This window comes from Streptomyces sp. NBC_00273 (assembly GCF_036178145.1).
Taxonomy (GTDB): Bacteria; Actinomycetota; Actinomycetes; order Streptomycetales; family Streptomycetaceae; genus Streptomyces.
Map to the genome: position 1 here is coordinate 7,486,048 of NZ_CP108067.1, position 14,615 is coordinate 7,500,662.

Genomic DNA, 14,615 nt, shown 5'->3' on the forward strand with positions numbered 1-14,615 from the left:
TGCGTCGCCCCTGGTCCGATCGGGGGAGGAGGGATCGATTCGGCGCGGTGTGGGCGGTGACCGAGGTGCACGACACCGGAAAGGTGGCTCCTGCACGTTTGTCGCTCTCCCGAGGAGGACCCAAATGCGTCTTCGCCATGCCGCCGTCGCCGCCTTCGGCGCCGTCACCCTGCTGCTCACGATCCCGACGTCGGCCTCGGCCGCGGAGGGACAGTTCCAGTACACGGTCTCCGGCCTCGACGGCAGTCCGCTGACGGTCGTACTGGAGAACCCGCCGAGCGGGGAGTGCATCACGCTGCCCGAGGTGGCCGACCCCTCGGCCAGTTCCCCGGCGCACTCGCCGCGCAACCGGACCGACGAGGTGGCGATCGTGTTCACCGAGCCGAACTGCACGGGCAGGGAGTTCAGGCTGCGGCCCCGCACGGGCTACGGCACGGAGCGGCTGGAGCTGCGGTCGGTGGTCTTCGTCCGGCCCGAGTAGGGGGCGGCGGTCGGTGCCGGAGCCGCGCGGGGAGGCTCAGCTCTCCGAGCTGAGCCGCTTCGTCAGGAGCGAGCCCACGACGATCAGCGCGACGCCCAGCCACCACACGTCGTCGAAGATGAGGACGGCGATCCCGATCGGCACCAGCAGGCCCGCCAGCGGCAGCAACAGGCTGGCCCGGCCGGGCGGTTCGGGGCCCTCGCCGGTGGCCTCGCGGACCGCGCGGGCGCGGACGACGTCCGGGTACCAGGCGGTGAACTTCAGCGCGGCGACGATGGCCAGGATCTGGATGATCCAGCCGGTCCAGATGTTGTTCGGGTTGTGCAGGACCAGGTCCCCGTAGGCGCCCGCGAGGGCCGCCACCACGAAGGCCGAACCCCACACGCCGGTGATCACGTAGTTGGCGCGGATGAAGCCGGGCGCGTGCCAGTGCGACGGATCGACCTGTTCCCGGGCGTACTGGAGGGTGAAGGGCGTCCCCACGGCCATCGAGCCGAAGGCGATCAGGGCGAGGGTGATGTTCGCGACCTCGCCCGCGTACGTCTCCAGCCAGCGCAGGGTTCCGTCGCTCGCCAGGGCTCCGACGACGGCCATCGAGGCGAAGAACACCACGTCGGCCAGTTCCAGGATCTTCCAACTGCTGCCGCGGTTGACCAGGTGGCTCGTCGCGATGAGCGCGACGGCCGTGGCCAGCGCCAGTCCGACCGCGAGCTCGAACCGCCCCGGGCCGACCAGCAGGGAGAAGACGATCCACGGCGCCATTCCGATGACCGGGTTCTCCAGGATCTTGGAGACCGGGCCGGATGCCGTGCCTTCCGCTTCGGTCCGCATCCTTCCACCCTGCCCGCCCGGCGGGGGACCGGCCATTCGGACCGGGCGGTCACGCACCCCGCCCGTCCCCCGCGCACCATCGGGCGCGCGGGGGACGGGCGGAGGGGGAAGCGGGAAGGGGGGCCCGGGCGTCAGCCCACCGGTACCGCCGTGCGGACGGAGGCGGCCTGGACCAGGGCGGACATCACCCGCGTGTCCTCGTCCCGCTCCGGGTGCCACTGCACGCCCAGCACCCAGCGCTCCGGGTCGGGCAGTTCGATCGCCTCCACCGTGCCGTCGACCGCGTGGGCCGAGACGACCAGGCCGCGACCCAGCCGGTCGACGGCCTGGTGGTGGTAGGTCGGGACCTGCGCCTCCTCCGGGACCAGCTCGGCGTAGCGGGTGCCCGGGACGGGGCGGACCGGGTGCCAGGACATGGCGCCCGGGGTCTCGAAGTGGCCGTCGATGTGCTGGATCAGCGTGCCGCCCAGGGCCACGTTGAGGGCCTGCATGCCCCGGCAGATGCCGAGCAGGGGCAGGTCCGCATCCAGTGCGGCGGAGATCAGCGCCAGTTCCCAGTGGTCGCGGACCGTGGCGGGGGCGCCCGTACGGGAGTCGCGCGCGGCTCCGTAGCGCACCGGGTCCAGGTCCGGACCGCCCGCGACGACCAGGCCGTCCACCCGGCTCAGCACCTCCGCCGCCGACCCGGGTTCGTCCGGCGGGAGCAGCACGGCCGCGCCGCCCGCCGCCTGGACGAGCTCGTAGTACCCGGTCGGTACGAGCGATGTCGGGAGGTCCCACACGCCGTAGCGGGTGGAATCCTCGACGTAGGTGGTGATGCCGATGAGCGGCCTGGGCACGTTCGTTACCTCCAAGAGGGGCGGAGCAGGGCAGGAACAGGGTTTCAGTCGCGGGTCAGTTCCGCCTCGGCTTCCGCGAGAGCCGCGAACTCCTCCTCCGGGGCCGAGGCCACCAGGTGGTGCCGACTGTAGATCGCGAAGTAGGCGAGGGCGACGGCGTACACGGCCAGCGCGATGAACGCGGCGTCCTTGTCCACCAGGAAGGTCGCGACCAGGGCCGACAGGGCGAGCACGAAGGCCACCGAGGAGGTCAGGATTCCGCCCGGGGTGCGGTACGGGCGCTCCAGATCCGGCTCCCGGCGGCGCAGCACGATGTGCGAGAGCGCCATCAGGGCGTAGGAGATGGTGGCGCCGAACACCGCGATGTTGAGCATGCGGGCTCCGTCGCCGGTGGCCGCGGCGAGGGCGAAGCCGATCGCGCCGGGGATGATCAGACCCAGGTACGGGGCCTTGCGCTTCGAGGTCAGCGAGAGGAAGCGGGGCAGGTAGCCGGCCCGGGAGAGCGCGAAGAGCTGGCGCGAGCCCGCGTAGATGAGGGAGAAGAAGGAGGCCACCAGGCCGGCCAGGCCCGCGTAGTTCACGAAGCGGCTGAGCGCGGTCGGGCCGCCGTCCCCTTCCAGGGCCACGACCAACGGGTTGCCCGCGGCCTTGACGGCGTCGGCGCCCTGGGCTCCGGTCGCGGCGAAGAAGGTGATCAGGGCGAGCAGGGCGAGGATGCCCATGGAGATGGAGAGGGCCTTCGGCATCGAGCGGACCGGGTCCTTGGCCTCTTCGGCCGCCAGCGGTACGCCTTCCACGCCGAGGAAGAACCACATGCCGAAGGGGAACGCGGCCCAGATGCCCAGCACGCCCAGCGGCAGCCAGGAGTTCGAGCCGAAGGCGTCCGCGTCGACGGGGATGTCGTTCAGGCCGGAGGCGTCGAACTCGGTGAAGGCCCCCACGGCGAAGATCAGCAGCGCGGCGACGGCGATCGCGGTCACGACGAGGCTGAAGCGCAGTGCCTCGCCGACGCCCCACAGGTGGACGCCGATGAAGATGACGAAGCAGCCGAGGTAGACGGGCCAGCTGGAAGTGAGTCCGAAGAGTCCGAGGGACTCGACGTAGTCGCCGATGAAGATGACGATCGCGGCCGGGGCCAGGATGTATTCGATGAGGATGGCGGTGCCGGTCAGGAAACCGCCCCACGGGCCGAGCGCGCGGCGGGCGAAGCCGTAGCCGCCGCCCGCGGTCGGCAGGATGGTGGACAGCTCGGCGAGCGAGAAGACCAGACAGGCGTACATCGCGCCCATGAGGACGGTGGCGATGGCGAGGCCGCCGAAGCCGCCCTTGTCGAGTCCGACGTTCCAGCCGGAGAAGTCTCCGGAGACGACGTAGGCGACGCCGAGACCGGTGAGGAGCAGCCAGCCGGCGCTGCCGCGGCGCAGCGTCCGGCGCGCGAGGTATTCGTCGGGACCGTCCCCGCCGTCGGGGGACTTGGTGGGTGCGGGTACGGCGGCGAGCCGTGCCTCGATGTCGTCGGCCATCGTGCGCTCCTGCCTCAGGGCAATGGTTGTGGGGCGTACCTTTGCCTTAGAGGAGTGGAGTGCGCAAGACCTCTGCGTTAAACAGAAGTTACGAAACCCTCTCGGCGGCCCCCGGCGTCGCTCAGGTCAAGAAGCCCCGCAGCAGCGCCGCGGTGCCGCAGCAGTGCTCGCGCATGGCCTCCCGGGCCCCGGCCGCGTCGCCCTCCAGCACCGCCTCCACCAGCGTGCTGTGCTGCTGCTGGGAGTGCTCCAGGTTCCGCACGAGCAGCGGGATGCAGTCCAGCAGGTCGTTGACGGTGGCCCGGACGGCGGCGTACTGGGCCGTCAGGGTGGCGGACCCGGCCAGTTCGCACAGGGTGAGGTGGAAGAGCGTGTCCTGGCGGCGGTAGTCGGCGAGCGGGGCGTCATGGGTGGCCGCCAGGGCGCCGAGCAGCCGTTCGGTGCCCTCCTCGGTCAGACCCTGGGAGGCGCACAGTCCGGCCGCCCCCACCTCCAGGACCTCGCGGAACCGCAGGACGTCCTCGATGTCCACCCCCGCGACGCGCCGGCGCAGCTCCTCCTCGGCGCCGCCGGCCGGGGTGTCGGGCCGGGACAGCACGAACGTTCCGCCGTACCGCCCGCGCCGGGCCTCCACGAGCCCCTGGTCCTGGAGCACCTTCAGCACTTCGCGCAGGGTCACCCGGCTGATCCCCATGCGCTCGGCCAGCTCGCGCTCGGGCGGCAGCCGTTCGCCGCCCGGCACCAGACCCAGCCGGACCACCTGGAGGATCTGCTGCAGCGCCTCCTCGAAACCGTTGCCCGCCCGCACCTGTCGCAGCACGGGATTCAGTCGGGCGACGGCGTCGCCTTCGCTCGTCGTATCGGTCATCTTGACTTCGCCCCTTCCCAAGCAATGGTTCTATTCAATACCTTAGGCCTCCTCGGCTCACCGAAGGAGAGATTCCAGTGGTAGACCGCAAGCCGCCGCTCGCGCCCGAGGAGCTCCGCTCCCTCGTCGCCAGTGGTGAGATCGACACAGTGGTCCTGGCCTTCCCCGACATGCAGGGGCGGCTCCAGGGCAAGCGGTTCGCCGCACAGTTCTTCCTCGACGAGGTCCTCGAGCACGGTACCGAGGGCTGCAACTACCTCCTCGCCGTCGATACCGACATGAACACCGTCGACGGTTACGAGATGTCCTCCTGGGACCGGGGCTACGGCGACTTCGCCATGCACCCCGACCTCGCCACCCTGCGCCGCATCCCGTGGAACCCCGGCAGCGCCTTCCTCCTCGCCGACCTCGCCTGGAACGACGGTTCGCCCGTCGTCGCCGCGCCCCGGCAGATCCTGCGCCGCCAGCTGGAGCGCCTCGCCGAGGCCGGCTACACCGCGATGGTCGGCACCGAGCTGGAGTTCATGGTCTTCCAGGACACCTACGAGCAGGCCTGGAACTCGGGCTACCGCGGCCTGACCCCGGCCAACCAGTACAACATCGACTACTCCGTCCTCGGGACCGGCCGCATCGAACCCCTGCTGCGCCGGATCCGCAACGAGATGCAGACCGCGGGCCTGATCGTCGAGTCGGCCAAGGGGGAGTGCAACCTCGGCCAGCACGAGATCGCCTTCCGCTACGACGAGGCGCTCACCACCTGCGACCAGCACTCCGTCTACAAGACCGGAGCCAAGGAGATCGCCTCCCAGGAAGGCGTCTCGCTCACCTTCATGGCCAAGTTCGACGAGCGCGAGGGCAACTCCTGTCACATCCACCTCTCGCTTGCCGATACCGACGGACGCAACGCGATGGCCGGGGACGGCCCGGGCGGAATGTCACCGGTGATGCGGCACTTCCTGGCCGGCCAGCTGGCCGCGCTGCGCGACTTCTCCCTTCTCTACGCCCCGAACATCAACTCGTACAAGCGTTTCCGGCCGGGTTCCTTCGCCCCGACCGCCGTCGCCTGGGGCGTGGACAACCGGACCTGCGCGCTCCGGGTCGTCGGCCACGGCCGCTCCATGCGCTTCGAGAACCGCCTCCCCGGCGGCGACGTGAACCCGTACCTCGCCGTCGCCGGCCTGGTCGCCGCCGGGCTCTACGGCATCGAGAACCGCCTCGAGCTGCCCGAGGTCTGTGCCGGGAACGCCTACACCGCCGACTACGCACACGTCCCCGCCACCCTGCGCGAGGCCGCCGAGCTCTGGGAGAACAGCGAGATCGCCAAGGCCGCGTTCGGCCCCGAAGTGGTCGCGCACTACCGGAACATGGCCCGCGTGGAACTCGACGCCTACGACTCCGCGGTGACCGACTGGGAGCTGCGCCGCTCCTTCGAACGCCTGTAGTCACCGCACGCCACCGAACGAAACTGTGAGGCACCACGTGTCCGATGCGCTGGCCCCTTTCAATCTAAGAGTGCTGAATCCGGCCACCGAGGAAACCGTCGCCATCGTCCCGGCCGCCACACGGGACGATGTCGACGCCGCCGTCGCCCGGGCCGCCGCGGCCCAGCGGGCCTGGGCGGCGGCCGCCCCCGCCGACCGGGCGCGGCTGCTGCGCCGCTTCGCCGCGGTCGTCGACGGCCACATCGAGGAACTGGCCCAGCTGGAGGTCCGCGAAGCCGGCCACACCATCGGCAACGCCCGGTGGGAAGCCGGCAACGTACGCGACCTCCTCGACTTCGCCGCCGGGGGAGTGGAACGGCTCTCCGGCCGCCAGATCCCCGTCGCCGGCGGCATCGACGTCACCTTCCTGGAACCCCTCGGCGTCATCGGCGTGATCGCCCCGTGGAACTTCCCCATGCCGATCGCCGCCTGGGGCCTGGCCCCGGCCCTCGCCGCCGGCAACGCCGTCATCCTCAAGCCCGCCGAGACCACCCCGCTGACCGCGCTGCGCCTCGCCGAACTCGCCCTCGAAGCCGGGATCCCCGAGCACCTCTTCCAGGTGCTCCCCGGCCGCGGGGACGTCGCCGGCGACGCACTCGTCGAACACCCCGGCGTCGCGAAGATCGTCTTCACCGGGTCCACGCGCGTCGGCAAGCAGATCATGGCCAAGTGCGCCGAGCGGGTGAAGCGCGTCACCCTCGAGCTCGGCGGCAAGAGCCCCAACATCGTCTTCGCCGACGCCGACCTCGAAGCGGCCGCGGCCGCCGCCCCCATGGCCTTCCTCGACAACACCGGCCAGGACTGCTGCGCCCGCACCCGGATCCTCGTACAGCGCTCCGTCTACGACCGCTTCCTGGAGCTCGTCGCCCCCGGCATCGCGGCCGTCGCCGTGGGCGACCCGCTCGACGAGAAGACCCAGATGGGCCCGCTGATCTCACGGACCCAGCTGGACCGCGTACGGTCCTTCGTCACCGACGACCTCACCGCGATCCGCGGCACCGCCCCCGAGGGCCCCGGCTTCTGGTACCCGCCCACCCTCGTCACGGACGTCGCCCCCACCGCGCCCGTGGCGGCCGAGGAGGTCTTCGGACCGGTCGCCGTCGTCCTGCCCTTCGAGGACGAGGAGGACGCCGTACGCCTGGCCAACGCGACCGAGTACGGCCTCTCCGGCTCCCTCTGGACCCGCGACATCGGGCGGGCGCTGCGCGTCTCGCGCGCCGTCGCCGCCGGCAACCTGTCCGTCAACTCCCACAGCAGCGTGCGCTACTGGACCCCCTTCGGCGGCTACAAGCAGTCCGGGCTCGGCCGTGAGCTCGGACCCGACGCCCTCACCGCTTTCACCGAGACCAAGAACGTCTTCATCAGCACGGAGGCCTGAGAACCCATGTCCAGCCAGAACAACGAAGAGATCGTCTGCCGCCGCCTGGTCGGCCGCACCGCCGTCATCACCGGAGCCGGCAGCGGCATCGGCCTGGCCACCGCCCGCCGCCTGGCCTCCGAGGGCGCCAACGTCGTCTGCGCCGACATCGACGAGACCGCCGGCAAGGCCGCGGCCGAAGAGGTAGGCGGCACCTTCGTCAAGGTCGACGTCACCAGCCCCGAGGAGGTCGAGGCGCTCTTCAAGACGGCCTTCGACACCTACGGCTCCGTGGACATCGCCTTCAACAACGCGGGCATCTCGCCCCCGGACGACGACTCCATCCTGACCACCGGCCTGGAGGCCTGGAAGCGCGTCCAGGACGTCAACCTCACCTCCGTCTACCTCTGCTGCAAGGCCGCCCTGCCCTACATGCAGCGCCAGGGCCGCGGCTCCATCATCAACACCGCCTCCTTCGTCGCCATCATGGGCGCCGCCACCTCCCAGATCTCCTACACCGCCTCCAAGGGCGGGGTCCTGGCCATGTCCCGCGAGCTCGGCGTGCAGTTCGCCCGCGAGGGCATCCGCGTCAACGCCCTGTGCCCGGGGCCCGTGAACACCCCGCTGCTGCAGGAACTGTTCGCCAAGGACCCCGAGCGCGCCGCCCGCCGCCTCGTCCACATCCCGCTGGGCCGCTTCGCCGAGCCCACCGAGATCGCCGCGGCCGTCGCCTTCCTCGCCAGCGACGACTCCTCCTTCATCAACGCCACCGACTTCCTCGTCGACGGCGGCATCTCCGGCGCGTACGTGACCCCGCTGTAGGTCGCACCGGCAACCACCACCGCACCGCACCCCGGCCGGCCGGGCACCGCGAGGTGCCCGGCCGGTCCCTCAGGGCTGTCCCGATCTCGAAGGAGCAGCATGCAGAGAAGATGGGCAGCCCCCCTCGCCCTCGTCGCGGTCACCGGATCCGGCCTCCTCGCGGCCCCGTCGGCCGCGGCCGCGCACACCCCCTGTCCCCGGGTCACCGTCGGCTCCGGCTGGTACGGGGACAACCAGGCCCGCCTCCAGCAGCTCATCGACCAGTACGGCAGCTGCAACCCGTACCGGCCCGGCCGCACCAAGCCCGTCGCCGTCTTCGACTGGGACAACACCGTCGTCAAGAACGACGTCGGCGACGCCACCATGTTCTGGCTCCTGCGCAACGGCCGGATCCGCCAGCCCGCCGCCGGGGACTGGTCCACCACCAGCCGCCACCTCACCCCCGCCGCCACGAAGGCCCTGGCCGACGCCTGCGCCGCGCTCGCCCGCCCCGGCAGCCCCCTGCCCACCGGAACCCCCGCCGGAGCGGCCTGCGCCGACGAGATCAACGCCGTCTACGGCACCGCCGCGACCCGTGCCGGTGCCCCCGCGTTCGCCGGCTGGGACCGCCGCACCACCGAACCCTCGTACGCCTGGCTCCCCCAGCTGATGCAGGGCTGGACCGCCCGCGAGATCCGCGGCTTCGCCGCCGCCGCCCGTACCGAGAACCTCGCCGCACCCATCGGCAGCACGCAGAAAGTGGGCAGCGGCACCGCCACCGGCTGGGTCCGCTACTACGACCAGCAGCAGGACCTGATCAAGGGCCTCCAGAAGGCCGGCTTCGACGTGTGGATCAGCTCCGCCTCCCCCCAGCCCGTGGTCGAGGTCTGGGCCCAGGGCGCCGGCATCGCGGCCGACCACGTCATCGGCATCCGCAACACCACCACCCACGGCGGGAAGTTCACCCCCCACCTCCAAGGCTGCGGATCCGTCCGGGACGGCGCCGACACGATGATCACCTACATCGACGGCAAACGCTGCTGGATCAACAAGGAGGTCTTCGGCGTACGCGGCGCGGCCGCCGAGAAGGTCCAGCCCGCCGCCCGCCGGCAGGTGTTCGCCGCCGGCGACTCCGACACCGACATCTCGTTCCTGCGCGACGCCACCGCCCTGCGGCTCGTCGTGAACCGCAACAAGAACGAGCTGATGTGCCGGGCCTACGACAACAGCGACGGCCGCTGGATCGTCAACCCCATGTTCATCGAGCCGAAGAAGCAGAAGGCCGACCCCTACCCGTGTGCGACGACCGGCTACGTCGACCACGACGGCACCAAGGGACCGGTCCTGCGGGGCGACCGCAGCGTCGTCCCCGACCAGACCGACTCCGTCTTCTGACCGACTCCGTCCTACTAGAGGAAGGTCCGCCCCTCGCCCCGGTAGGTCGCCGCGCTGCCGGTGACCCGATCGCCCTCGATCAGGTGCAGGGTGTCGAACCGCTCGCACAGCTCGCCCGCCTTCGCGTGCCGGAACCAGACCCGGTCGCCGATCAGCAGATCGTCGGCCGGGCTGCCCAGCAGCGGGGTCTGCACCTCGCCCGCGCCCTCCTGGGGGTCGTAGCGCAGCCCCTGGGGCAGGTACGGGACCGGAAGCCGGTCCGCCCCGGCCGCCCCGGAGGCCGGATAGCCACCCCCGAGCACCGTCACCACACCCACCCCGGGCCTGCGCACCACGGGCTGGGCGAACAGGGCCGCCGGACGCCCGCTGAACGACGTGTAGTTGTCGAACAGCCGCGGCACGTACAGGCCCGAACCCGCCGCTATCTCGGTCACCGCGTCCTCGGCAGCCGTCTGCTGCACGCTGCCGGTACCGCCGCCGTTGACGAACTCCAGGTCCGGTACGACGGCCCGTACGGCCCGCACCACCTCGGCCCGCCGCTCCGCCAGCTCCTTGCGGGCCGCGCCCTGCATCAGCCGGATGGTCCGGGACCGCAGCGGGCGACCCGCCAGCGAGTCCCCGACCCCGGCGACGTGACCCTCGTACGCCATCAGCCCCACCACCCGGAACCCCGGACGGGCGGCCACCGCCCGGGCCAGTCCGGCCAGTTGCGCGGGCTCGCGCAGCGGAGACCGGCGGGCCCCGATCCGTACCCGGCCGCCGAACAGCCGCAGGGACGTGTCCAGCTCCAGACAGACCCGGATCTCCTCGGCGCCGCCGTCCCGGGCCGCGTCGATCAGGTCCAGCTGCGCCGGATCGTCCACCATCACCGTGACCGCGCCGGCCAGCTTGGCGTCGTTCGCCAGCTCGCCGAAACCGGCCCGGTCGGCGGACGGATAGGCGAGGAGCACGTCCTCGAACCCCGACCGGGCCAGCCAGAGCGACTCGGCCAGGGTGTACGACATGATCCCGGCGAACCCGGGGCGGGCGAGGACCCGTTCCAGCAGCGCGCGGCACCGGACCGACTTGCTCGCGACCCGGACCGGCTTGCCGGCGGCGCGGCGGACGAGATCGTCGGCGTTGGCGTCGAAGGCGTCGAGATCCACGATGGCCAGCGGCGCGTCCAGGTGCGCGGTCGCCCGGTCGTACCGGGCGCGGTCGGTGGCGGGGGAGTTCATGGGCGGCAGCTTGCCAGAGGTCGCTACCGGTGGGTAGAGGTTCCCCGCCCCACCCTTTCCCGTTTCCCGGAGCGCCGCCCCGGAGTCCCGCGCCTCAATCGCCGGCGGGGTTGGGGGTGGTGCGGCCGTCGGCCCGCGCGCCTCAAGGACCGGGGCTCCGCCCCGCACCCCGCGCCTCAATCGCCGGCGGGGCTGGATCGGCCTCCGTTGCCCCCGGGGTCCCGCGCCCCGATCGCCGGCGGGGCTGGATGGGGCCGGATCGGAGTGGTACCGGCAAGCACCGCGCGCTGCCGACGCCGTAGAGTACGGGCAGGCAGCCGTACGGAACGGGGGGCGGAGCCGCCGGATGACCACGACGACACCGCGGACCGCAATCGTGGGCGAGCCCGAACCGACCGCCCAGCCCGTGCACGCGAACGCGCGCCGCCACCCCGCACGGGTCGTCGCCGCCACGCTCTGCGTCCTCCTCGGCAGCGGCCTCGTCGGCGGGGCCGTCCTCACCACCTGGGCCGAACACCGTGCCGCAGCCCGCCCCCTCCCCGCCGACGCCGCCTACCGCAAGGCCGGGTCGCTGTGGCGGGCCGCCCCGGTCGACAGCCTGCTCCCGCCCGTCCTGAACGGCCCCTCCGCCGGTCCCGGCGGTTCCGACCGCACGTGGACCCGGATCGCGGTCGCCCCCGACGCCGACTGCCCGGCCGCCCTCGCCGCCGACTGGCAGGCCGTGCTGGCCGCCACCGGCTGCACCCGCGTGCTGCGCGCCACCTACACCGACGCCACCCGCAGCTCCCTGATCAGCGTCGGCATGGTCTTCACCCCCGCCGACGCCCCCGCGATGACCGCCCTCAAGGGCCGGATCCCCGCCCCGCCCGCGTACGGGTTCACCGACGCACAGCGCGCCGCCTGGGCCACCTCCGTGCTCACCGAGGCACCCGTCGTCGTCTACACCGTCTCCGCCTTCGCCGACGGCCGCCCCCTGGACGCGCCCCGCCCCGCCGAGGACCTGATGAAGAAGGACGCCACGGGAGCCGCCGCCCAGGCCGGCCTCGGCCACGAGGCCCGGGCGCTCGCCGACCGCGTCGGCCACGGCCTCGCCGTCCTCGCCGCACCACCCGCCACGCCCGCACCGACCACCCCGGAGCGCACCCGATGATCCGCCGGGCCTCCGGGCAGGCGGCCGCCGCCCTGCTCGCCGCGACCCTCCTCGTCTCCGCCACCGCGGCCCCCGCCGCCGCCGACAACATCCGCGACCGCCAGTGGGGCCTGTTGGCCCTGCGCGCCGAGGAGGCCTGGGGCACCACCCGGGGCTCAGGGGTGACCGTCGCCGTCCTCGACACCGGCGTCGACGAATCCCATCCCGACCTCTCCGGCCAGGTCATCGCAGGCACCGACCTCATCGGCATGGGGGCCGGCCCCGGCGACCGCGCCTGGGCCCGCCACGGAACCGCCATGGCGAGCATCATCGCCGGGCACGGCCACGGCCCCAGCCGCGGCCAGGGCGTCCTAGGCATGGCCCCGCAGGCACGGATCCTGCCCGTCCGGGTGATCCTCGAAGAGGGCGACCCGGGCCGCTCCCAGGCCCGCGACAGCAAGGGCGGGGCCCTCGCCGAGGGCATCCGCTGGGCCGCGGACCACGGCGCCGACGTGATCAACCTGTCCCTCGGCGACGACAGCGACTCCGCCCACCACGAGGCGGGGGAGGACGAGGCCGTCCAGTACGCCCTCGCCAAGGGCGTGGTCGTCGTGGCCTCCGCGGGCAACGGCGGCGAGGCGGGCGACCGCGTCTCCTACCCGGCCGCCTATCCGGGGGTCATCGCCGTCACCGCCGTCGACCGGCGCGGCAAGAAGGCCAAGTTCTCCACCCGCAACTGGTACGCCACCGTCAGCGCTCCCGGCGTCGACGTCGTCATCGCCGACCCCGACCGCTCCTACTACGAAGGCTGGGGCACCAGCGCCGCCGCGGCCTTCGTCTCCGGCGCCGTGGCCCTCGTCCTGGCCGCGCACCCCGACCTGACCCCGGCCCAGGTGAAGAAGCTGCTGGAGGACACCGCCTCCGCCTCCCCGGCCGGCGGCCGCGACGACGCCCGCGGTCACGGGCTGGTCGATCCCGTCGCCGCCCTCCAGGCCGCCGAAGGAATGCGCCCGGAGGCTCCGGCACCCGTGCCCGCCGCGGCCGGCAGCACGTACTTCGGCCCGGGCCCCGAACCGGTCCGCCCGCCCGAGCGGGGCGCCCGGCTGGGAGCCCCGGCGGCAGCGGTCGCGGGGACGGTGCTGCTGGTCCTGGCCGCCGTACTCGCGCGGCGCCCGCGCCGGGGCGGCCGGGGCCGTGGCCAGGACCCGTACGCGGCACAGTAGGGTCGGGTAACTGTGGCGAACATGGCGAACAAGAACATTCCCGACCCGGGTTTCTCCGACGACGACGGCTCCGCCGATCCCCGTCTGACCGCGGCCCTGGCCGCCTGGTCCGAGGACCGGGCGAAGGAGCCGGAGGTGCTGGCCGCGCTCAAGGGCGCCCGCCTGCTGGTCCCGGTGGTCGCCGTCCTCGGCGAGGTGGAGACCGACCCGGAGACGGGCCTGAGGCGCGAGAAGACCAGCGACATGGCCGTCCCGACCCTGCGGGCGGGCGACCGGCGGGCGCTGCCCGCCTTCACCTCGATCGCCTCGCTCGCCCTGTGGGACCCCGCGGCCCGGCCGGTGGCCGTCCCGCTGCACCAGGCGCTGGCCGCCGCCGCGCACGAGAAGGCCGACACCGTGGTCCTGGACCTCGCCGGCCCCGTCACCTACCAGCTCACCGGCTCCGCCCTGCTCGCCCTCGCCGAGGGCCGCACCGACGCGGGCCCGCTGGCCGACCCCGCCGTACGGGAGGCCGTACGGGCCGCCGTGTCCGCGGAGCCCGCTGTCCTGCGCGCCCACCTCGGCCCGGGCGGCGCCGACTCCGACGGCACCCTGGCGATCGTGCTGGCCGGGGGCGCACAGGCGTCCGCGGCGGCCCGGCGCGTCGCCGAGGCGCTGGCGGCGGACACCACCCTGCGGGCCCGGCTGGTCCGCGGACTGGACCTGGCCCTGTTGCCGCCGGACGCGCCGGCCCCGCCCGGCGAGCCCCTGTTCACCCGCTGACCGCGAAGAGTCCCGTGAGCGATCTGCCGCCCCGGGCGCGCAACCTCGCCTACCGCACGGCCTGCCTGCACCGCCCGGACGACGCCGAGCTGTTGCGCCGGGCCGACCTGCTCGACCCGCGGCCCTGACCGTACGGGGCCGCGCGGTCCCCGGACGCGACGACGGCCGGTGCACCCCCGCGGGGTGCACCGGCCGTCGCCGTTCGTCTGTGGGGTGCGGGCTCAGCCGAAGACGGGACCCGTGAACTTCTCGCCCGGCCCCTGCCCCGGCTCGTCCGGCACGATCGAGGCTTCGCGGAAGGCCAGCTGGAGCGACTTCAGGCCGTCGCGCAGCGGGGCGGCGTGGAAGGAGCTGATCTCGGTGGCGCTCGCGGTGACCAGGCCGGCCAGGGCCGTGATCAGCTTGCGGGCCTCGTCGAGGTCCTTGTGCTCGGAGTCCGGCTTGTCCAGGCCCAGGTTGACCGCCGCGGCGCTCAGCAGGTGCACGGCCACCGTGGTGATCACCTCGACGGCGGGCACGTCCGCGATGTCGCGGGTCATGGTGTCGTAGTCGGGGGCGCCGTCGGCAGTGGGTTCGGTGGGGGGTGTCGCGTCAGTCATGCGCCCCACGATATGCCGTGCGGCGGGCTTGCGGCGCGGGTGCTAGTATGTACTTCGACCGGCCGGACACTTATGTGCCCGGCCCACAAGTGGAGGCTCCGTTCTCCCA

Annotated in this window: 14 protein-coding genes; 8 read left to right on the forward strand and 6 right to left on the reverse strand. The window is 72.9% G+C overall.

The window, feature by feature from the left end; all coding sequences use genetic code 11:
• Window positions 1-124 precede the first annotated feature (124 nt).
• A complete protein-coding gene (locus OG386_RS33435) occupies window positions 125-481 on the forward strand; it encodes a hypothetical protein (RefSeq protein WP_328791162.1) in 357 nt (118 codons plus the stop codon).
• Between the two features lie 36 nt (window positions 482-517).
• Here the strand turns inward: OG386_RS33435 and OG386_RS33440 are convergent, their stop codons facing one another.
• From OG386_RS33440 to OG386_RS33455, 4 genes are all read right to left on the reverse strand, one after another.
• Window positions 518-1,312, reverse strand: a complete 795-nt coding sequence (locus tag OG386_RS33440) for a hypothetical protein (protein ID WP_328791163.1) — start codon at window positions 1,310-1,312, stop codon at window positions 518-520.
• Window positions 1,313-1,443: 131 nt separating this feature from the next.
• Window positions 1,444-2,151, reverse strand: coding sequence for a gamma-glutamyl-gamma-aminobutyrate hydrolase family protein (locus tag OG386_RS33445; protein ID WP_328791164.1), 708 nt, complete (start codon window positions 2,149-2,151; stop codon window positions 1,444-1,446).
• A gap of 44 nt (window positions 2,152-2,195) precedes the next feature.
• Window positions 2,196-3,674 carry an ethanolamine permease gene (gene eat, locus OG386_RS33450; RefSeq protein ID WP_328791165.1) on the reverse strand — a complete coding sequence of 493 codons (1,479 nt, stop codon included), beginning with the start codon at window positions 3,672-3,674 and terminating at the stop codon, window positions 2,196-2,198.
• Window positions 3,675-3,795: 121 nt separating this feature from the next.
• On the reverse strand, window positions 3,796-4,542 hold the full coding sequence (locus tag OG386_RS33455) for a FadR/GntR family transcriptional regulator (RefSeq protein ID WP_327386319.1): 747 nt from the start codon (window positions 4,540-4,542) through the stop codon (window positions 3,796-3,798).
• Between the two features lie 77 nt (window positions 4,543-4,619).
• Between OG386_RS33455 and OG386_RS33460 the strand changes: the two genes are divergently transcribed.
• The 4 genes from OG386_RS33460 to OG386_RS33475 all read left to right on the forward strand — a co-directional run bounded on the left by OG386_RS33460 (window position 4,620) and on the right by OG386_RS33475 (window position 9,576).
• Window positions 4,620-5,984: a glutamine synthetase family protein gene (locus OG386_RS33460; RefSeq protein ID WP_328791166.1), complete on the forward strand. Its 1,365-nt coding sequence runs from the start codon at window positions 4,620-4,622 to the stop codon at window positions 5,982-5,984.
• Window positions 5,985-6,009: 25 nt separating this feature from the next.
• Window positions 6,010-7,401: an aldehyde dehydrogenase family protein gene (locus tag OG386_RS33465; protein WP_376114604.1), complete on the forward strand. Its 1,392-nt coding sequence runs from the start codon at window positions 6,010-6,012 to the stop codon at window positions 7,399-7,401.
• A gap of 6 nt (window positions 7,402-7,407) precedes the next feature.
• Window positions 7,408-8,202: a 3-oxoacyl-ACP reductase gene (locus OG386_RS33470; protein ID WP_327386322.1), complete on the forward strand. Its 795-nt coding sequence runs from the start codon at window positions 7,408-7,410 to the stop codon at window positions 8,200-8,202.
• Between the two features lie 99 nt (window positions 8,203-8,301).
• The gene (locus OG386_RS33475; RefSeq protein WP_328791167.1) at window positions 8,302-9,576 is read left to right on the forward strand and encodes a haloacid dehalogenase-like hydrolase; all 1,275 of its coding nucleotides are present in this window, start codon (window positions 8,302-8,304) and stop codon (window positions 9,574-9,576) included.
• Between the two features lie 14 nt (window positions 9,577-9,590).
• Here OG386_RS33475 and OG386_RS33480 read toward each other — a convergent pair whose 3' ends face one another.
• Entirely contained in the window at window positions 9,591-10,793 is a 1,203-nt protein-coding gene (locus OG386_RS33480) for an amino acid deaminase/aldolase (protein ID WP_328791168.1), read from the reverse strand.
• 346 nt (window positions 10,794-11,139) lie between these two features.
• Here OG386_RS33480 and OG386_RS33485 point away from each other — a divergent pair, with 346 nt between their 5' ends.
• The 3 genes from OG386_RS33485 to OG386_RS33495 are packed head-to-tail and all read left to right on the forward strand — an operon-like array spanning window position 11,140 to window position 13,907.
• Window positions 11,140-11,943 (forward strand): hypothetical protein, encoded by an 804-nt coding sequence (locus tag OG386_RS33485; RefSeq protein ID WP_328791169.1) that lies wholly within the window; start codon window positions 11,140-11,142, stop codon window positions 11,941-11,943.
• Window positions 11,940-13,145, forward strand: coding sequence for a type VII secretion-associated serine protease mycosin (gene mycP / locus OG386_RS33490; RefSeq protein ID WP_328791170.1), 1,206 nt, complete (start codon window positions 11,940-11,942; stop codon window positions 13,143-13,145). The genes OG386_RS33485 and mycP overlap by 4 nt, the downstream gene beginning before the upstream one ends.
• Before the next feature lie 21 nt (window positions 13,146-13,166).
• Window positions 13,167-13,907: an SseB family protein gene (locus tag OG386_RS33495; RefSeq protein WP_328791171.1), complete on the forward strand. Its 741-nt coding sequence runs from the start codon at window positions 13,167-13,169 to the stop codon at window positions 13,905-13,907.
• Between the two features lie 221 nt (window positions 13,908-14,128).
• On the opposite strand, the gene OG386_RS33500 is transcribed toward OG386_RS33495, so the two are convergent.
• The gene (locus OG386_RS33500) at window positions 14,129-14,506 is read right to left on the reverse strand and encodes a DUF1844 domain-containing protein (RefSeq protein WP_030012387.1); all 378 of its coding nucleotides are present in this window, start codon (window positions 14,504-14,506) and stop codon (window positions 14,129-14,131) included.
• Between the last annotated feature and the right edge of the window lie 109 nt (window positions 14,507-14,615).

Coding starts and splice junctions, on each gene's coding strand:
- OG386_RS33435 (WP_328791162.1), top strand. CDS start 125: ATGCGTCTTCGCCATGCCGCCGTCGCCGCCTTCGGCGCCGTCACCCTG.
- OG386_RS33440 (WP_328791163.1), bottom strand. CDS start 1,312: ATGCGGACCGAAGCGGAAGGCACGGCATCCGGCCCGGTCTCCAAGATC.
- eat (WP_328791165.1), bottom strand. CDS start 3,674: ATGGCCGACGACATCGAGGCACGGCTCGCCGCCGTACCCGCACCCACC.
- OG386_RS33455 (WP_327386319.1), bottom strand. CDS start 4,542: ATGACCGATACGACGAGCGAAGGCGACGCCGTCGCCCGACTGAATCCC.
- OG386_RS33470 (WP_327386322.1), top strand. CDS start 7,408: ATGTCCAGCCAGAACAACGAAGAGATCGTCTGCCGCCGCCTGGTCGGC.
- OG386_RS33475 (WP_328791167.1), top strand. CDS start 8,302: ATGCAGAGAAGATGGGCAGCCCCCCTCGCCCTCGTCGCGGTCACCGGA.
- OG386_RS33480 (WP_328791168.1), bottom strand. CDS start 10,793: ATGAACTCCCCCGCCACCGACCGCGCCCGGTACGACCGGGCGACCGCG.
- OG386_RS33485 (WP_328791169.1), top strand. CDS start 11,140: ATGACCACGACGACACCGCGGACCGCAATCGTGGGCGAGCCCGAACCG.
- mycP (WP_328791170.1), top strand. CDS start 11,940: ATGATCCGCCGGGCCTCCGGGCAGGCGGCCGCCGCCCTGCTCGCCGCG.
- OG386_RS33495 (WP_328791171.1), top strand. CDS start 13,167: ATGGCGAACAAGAACATTCCCGACCCGGGTTTCTCCGACGACGACGGC.
- OG386_RS33500 (WP_030012387.1), bottom strand. CDS start 14,506: ATGACTGACGCGACACCCCCCACCGAACCCACTGCCGACGGCGCCCCC.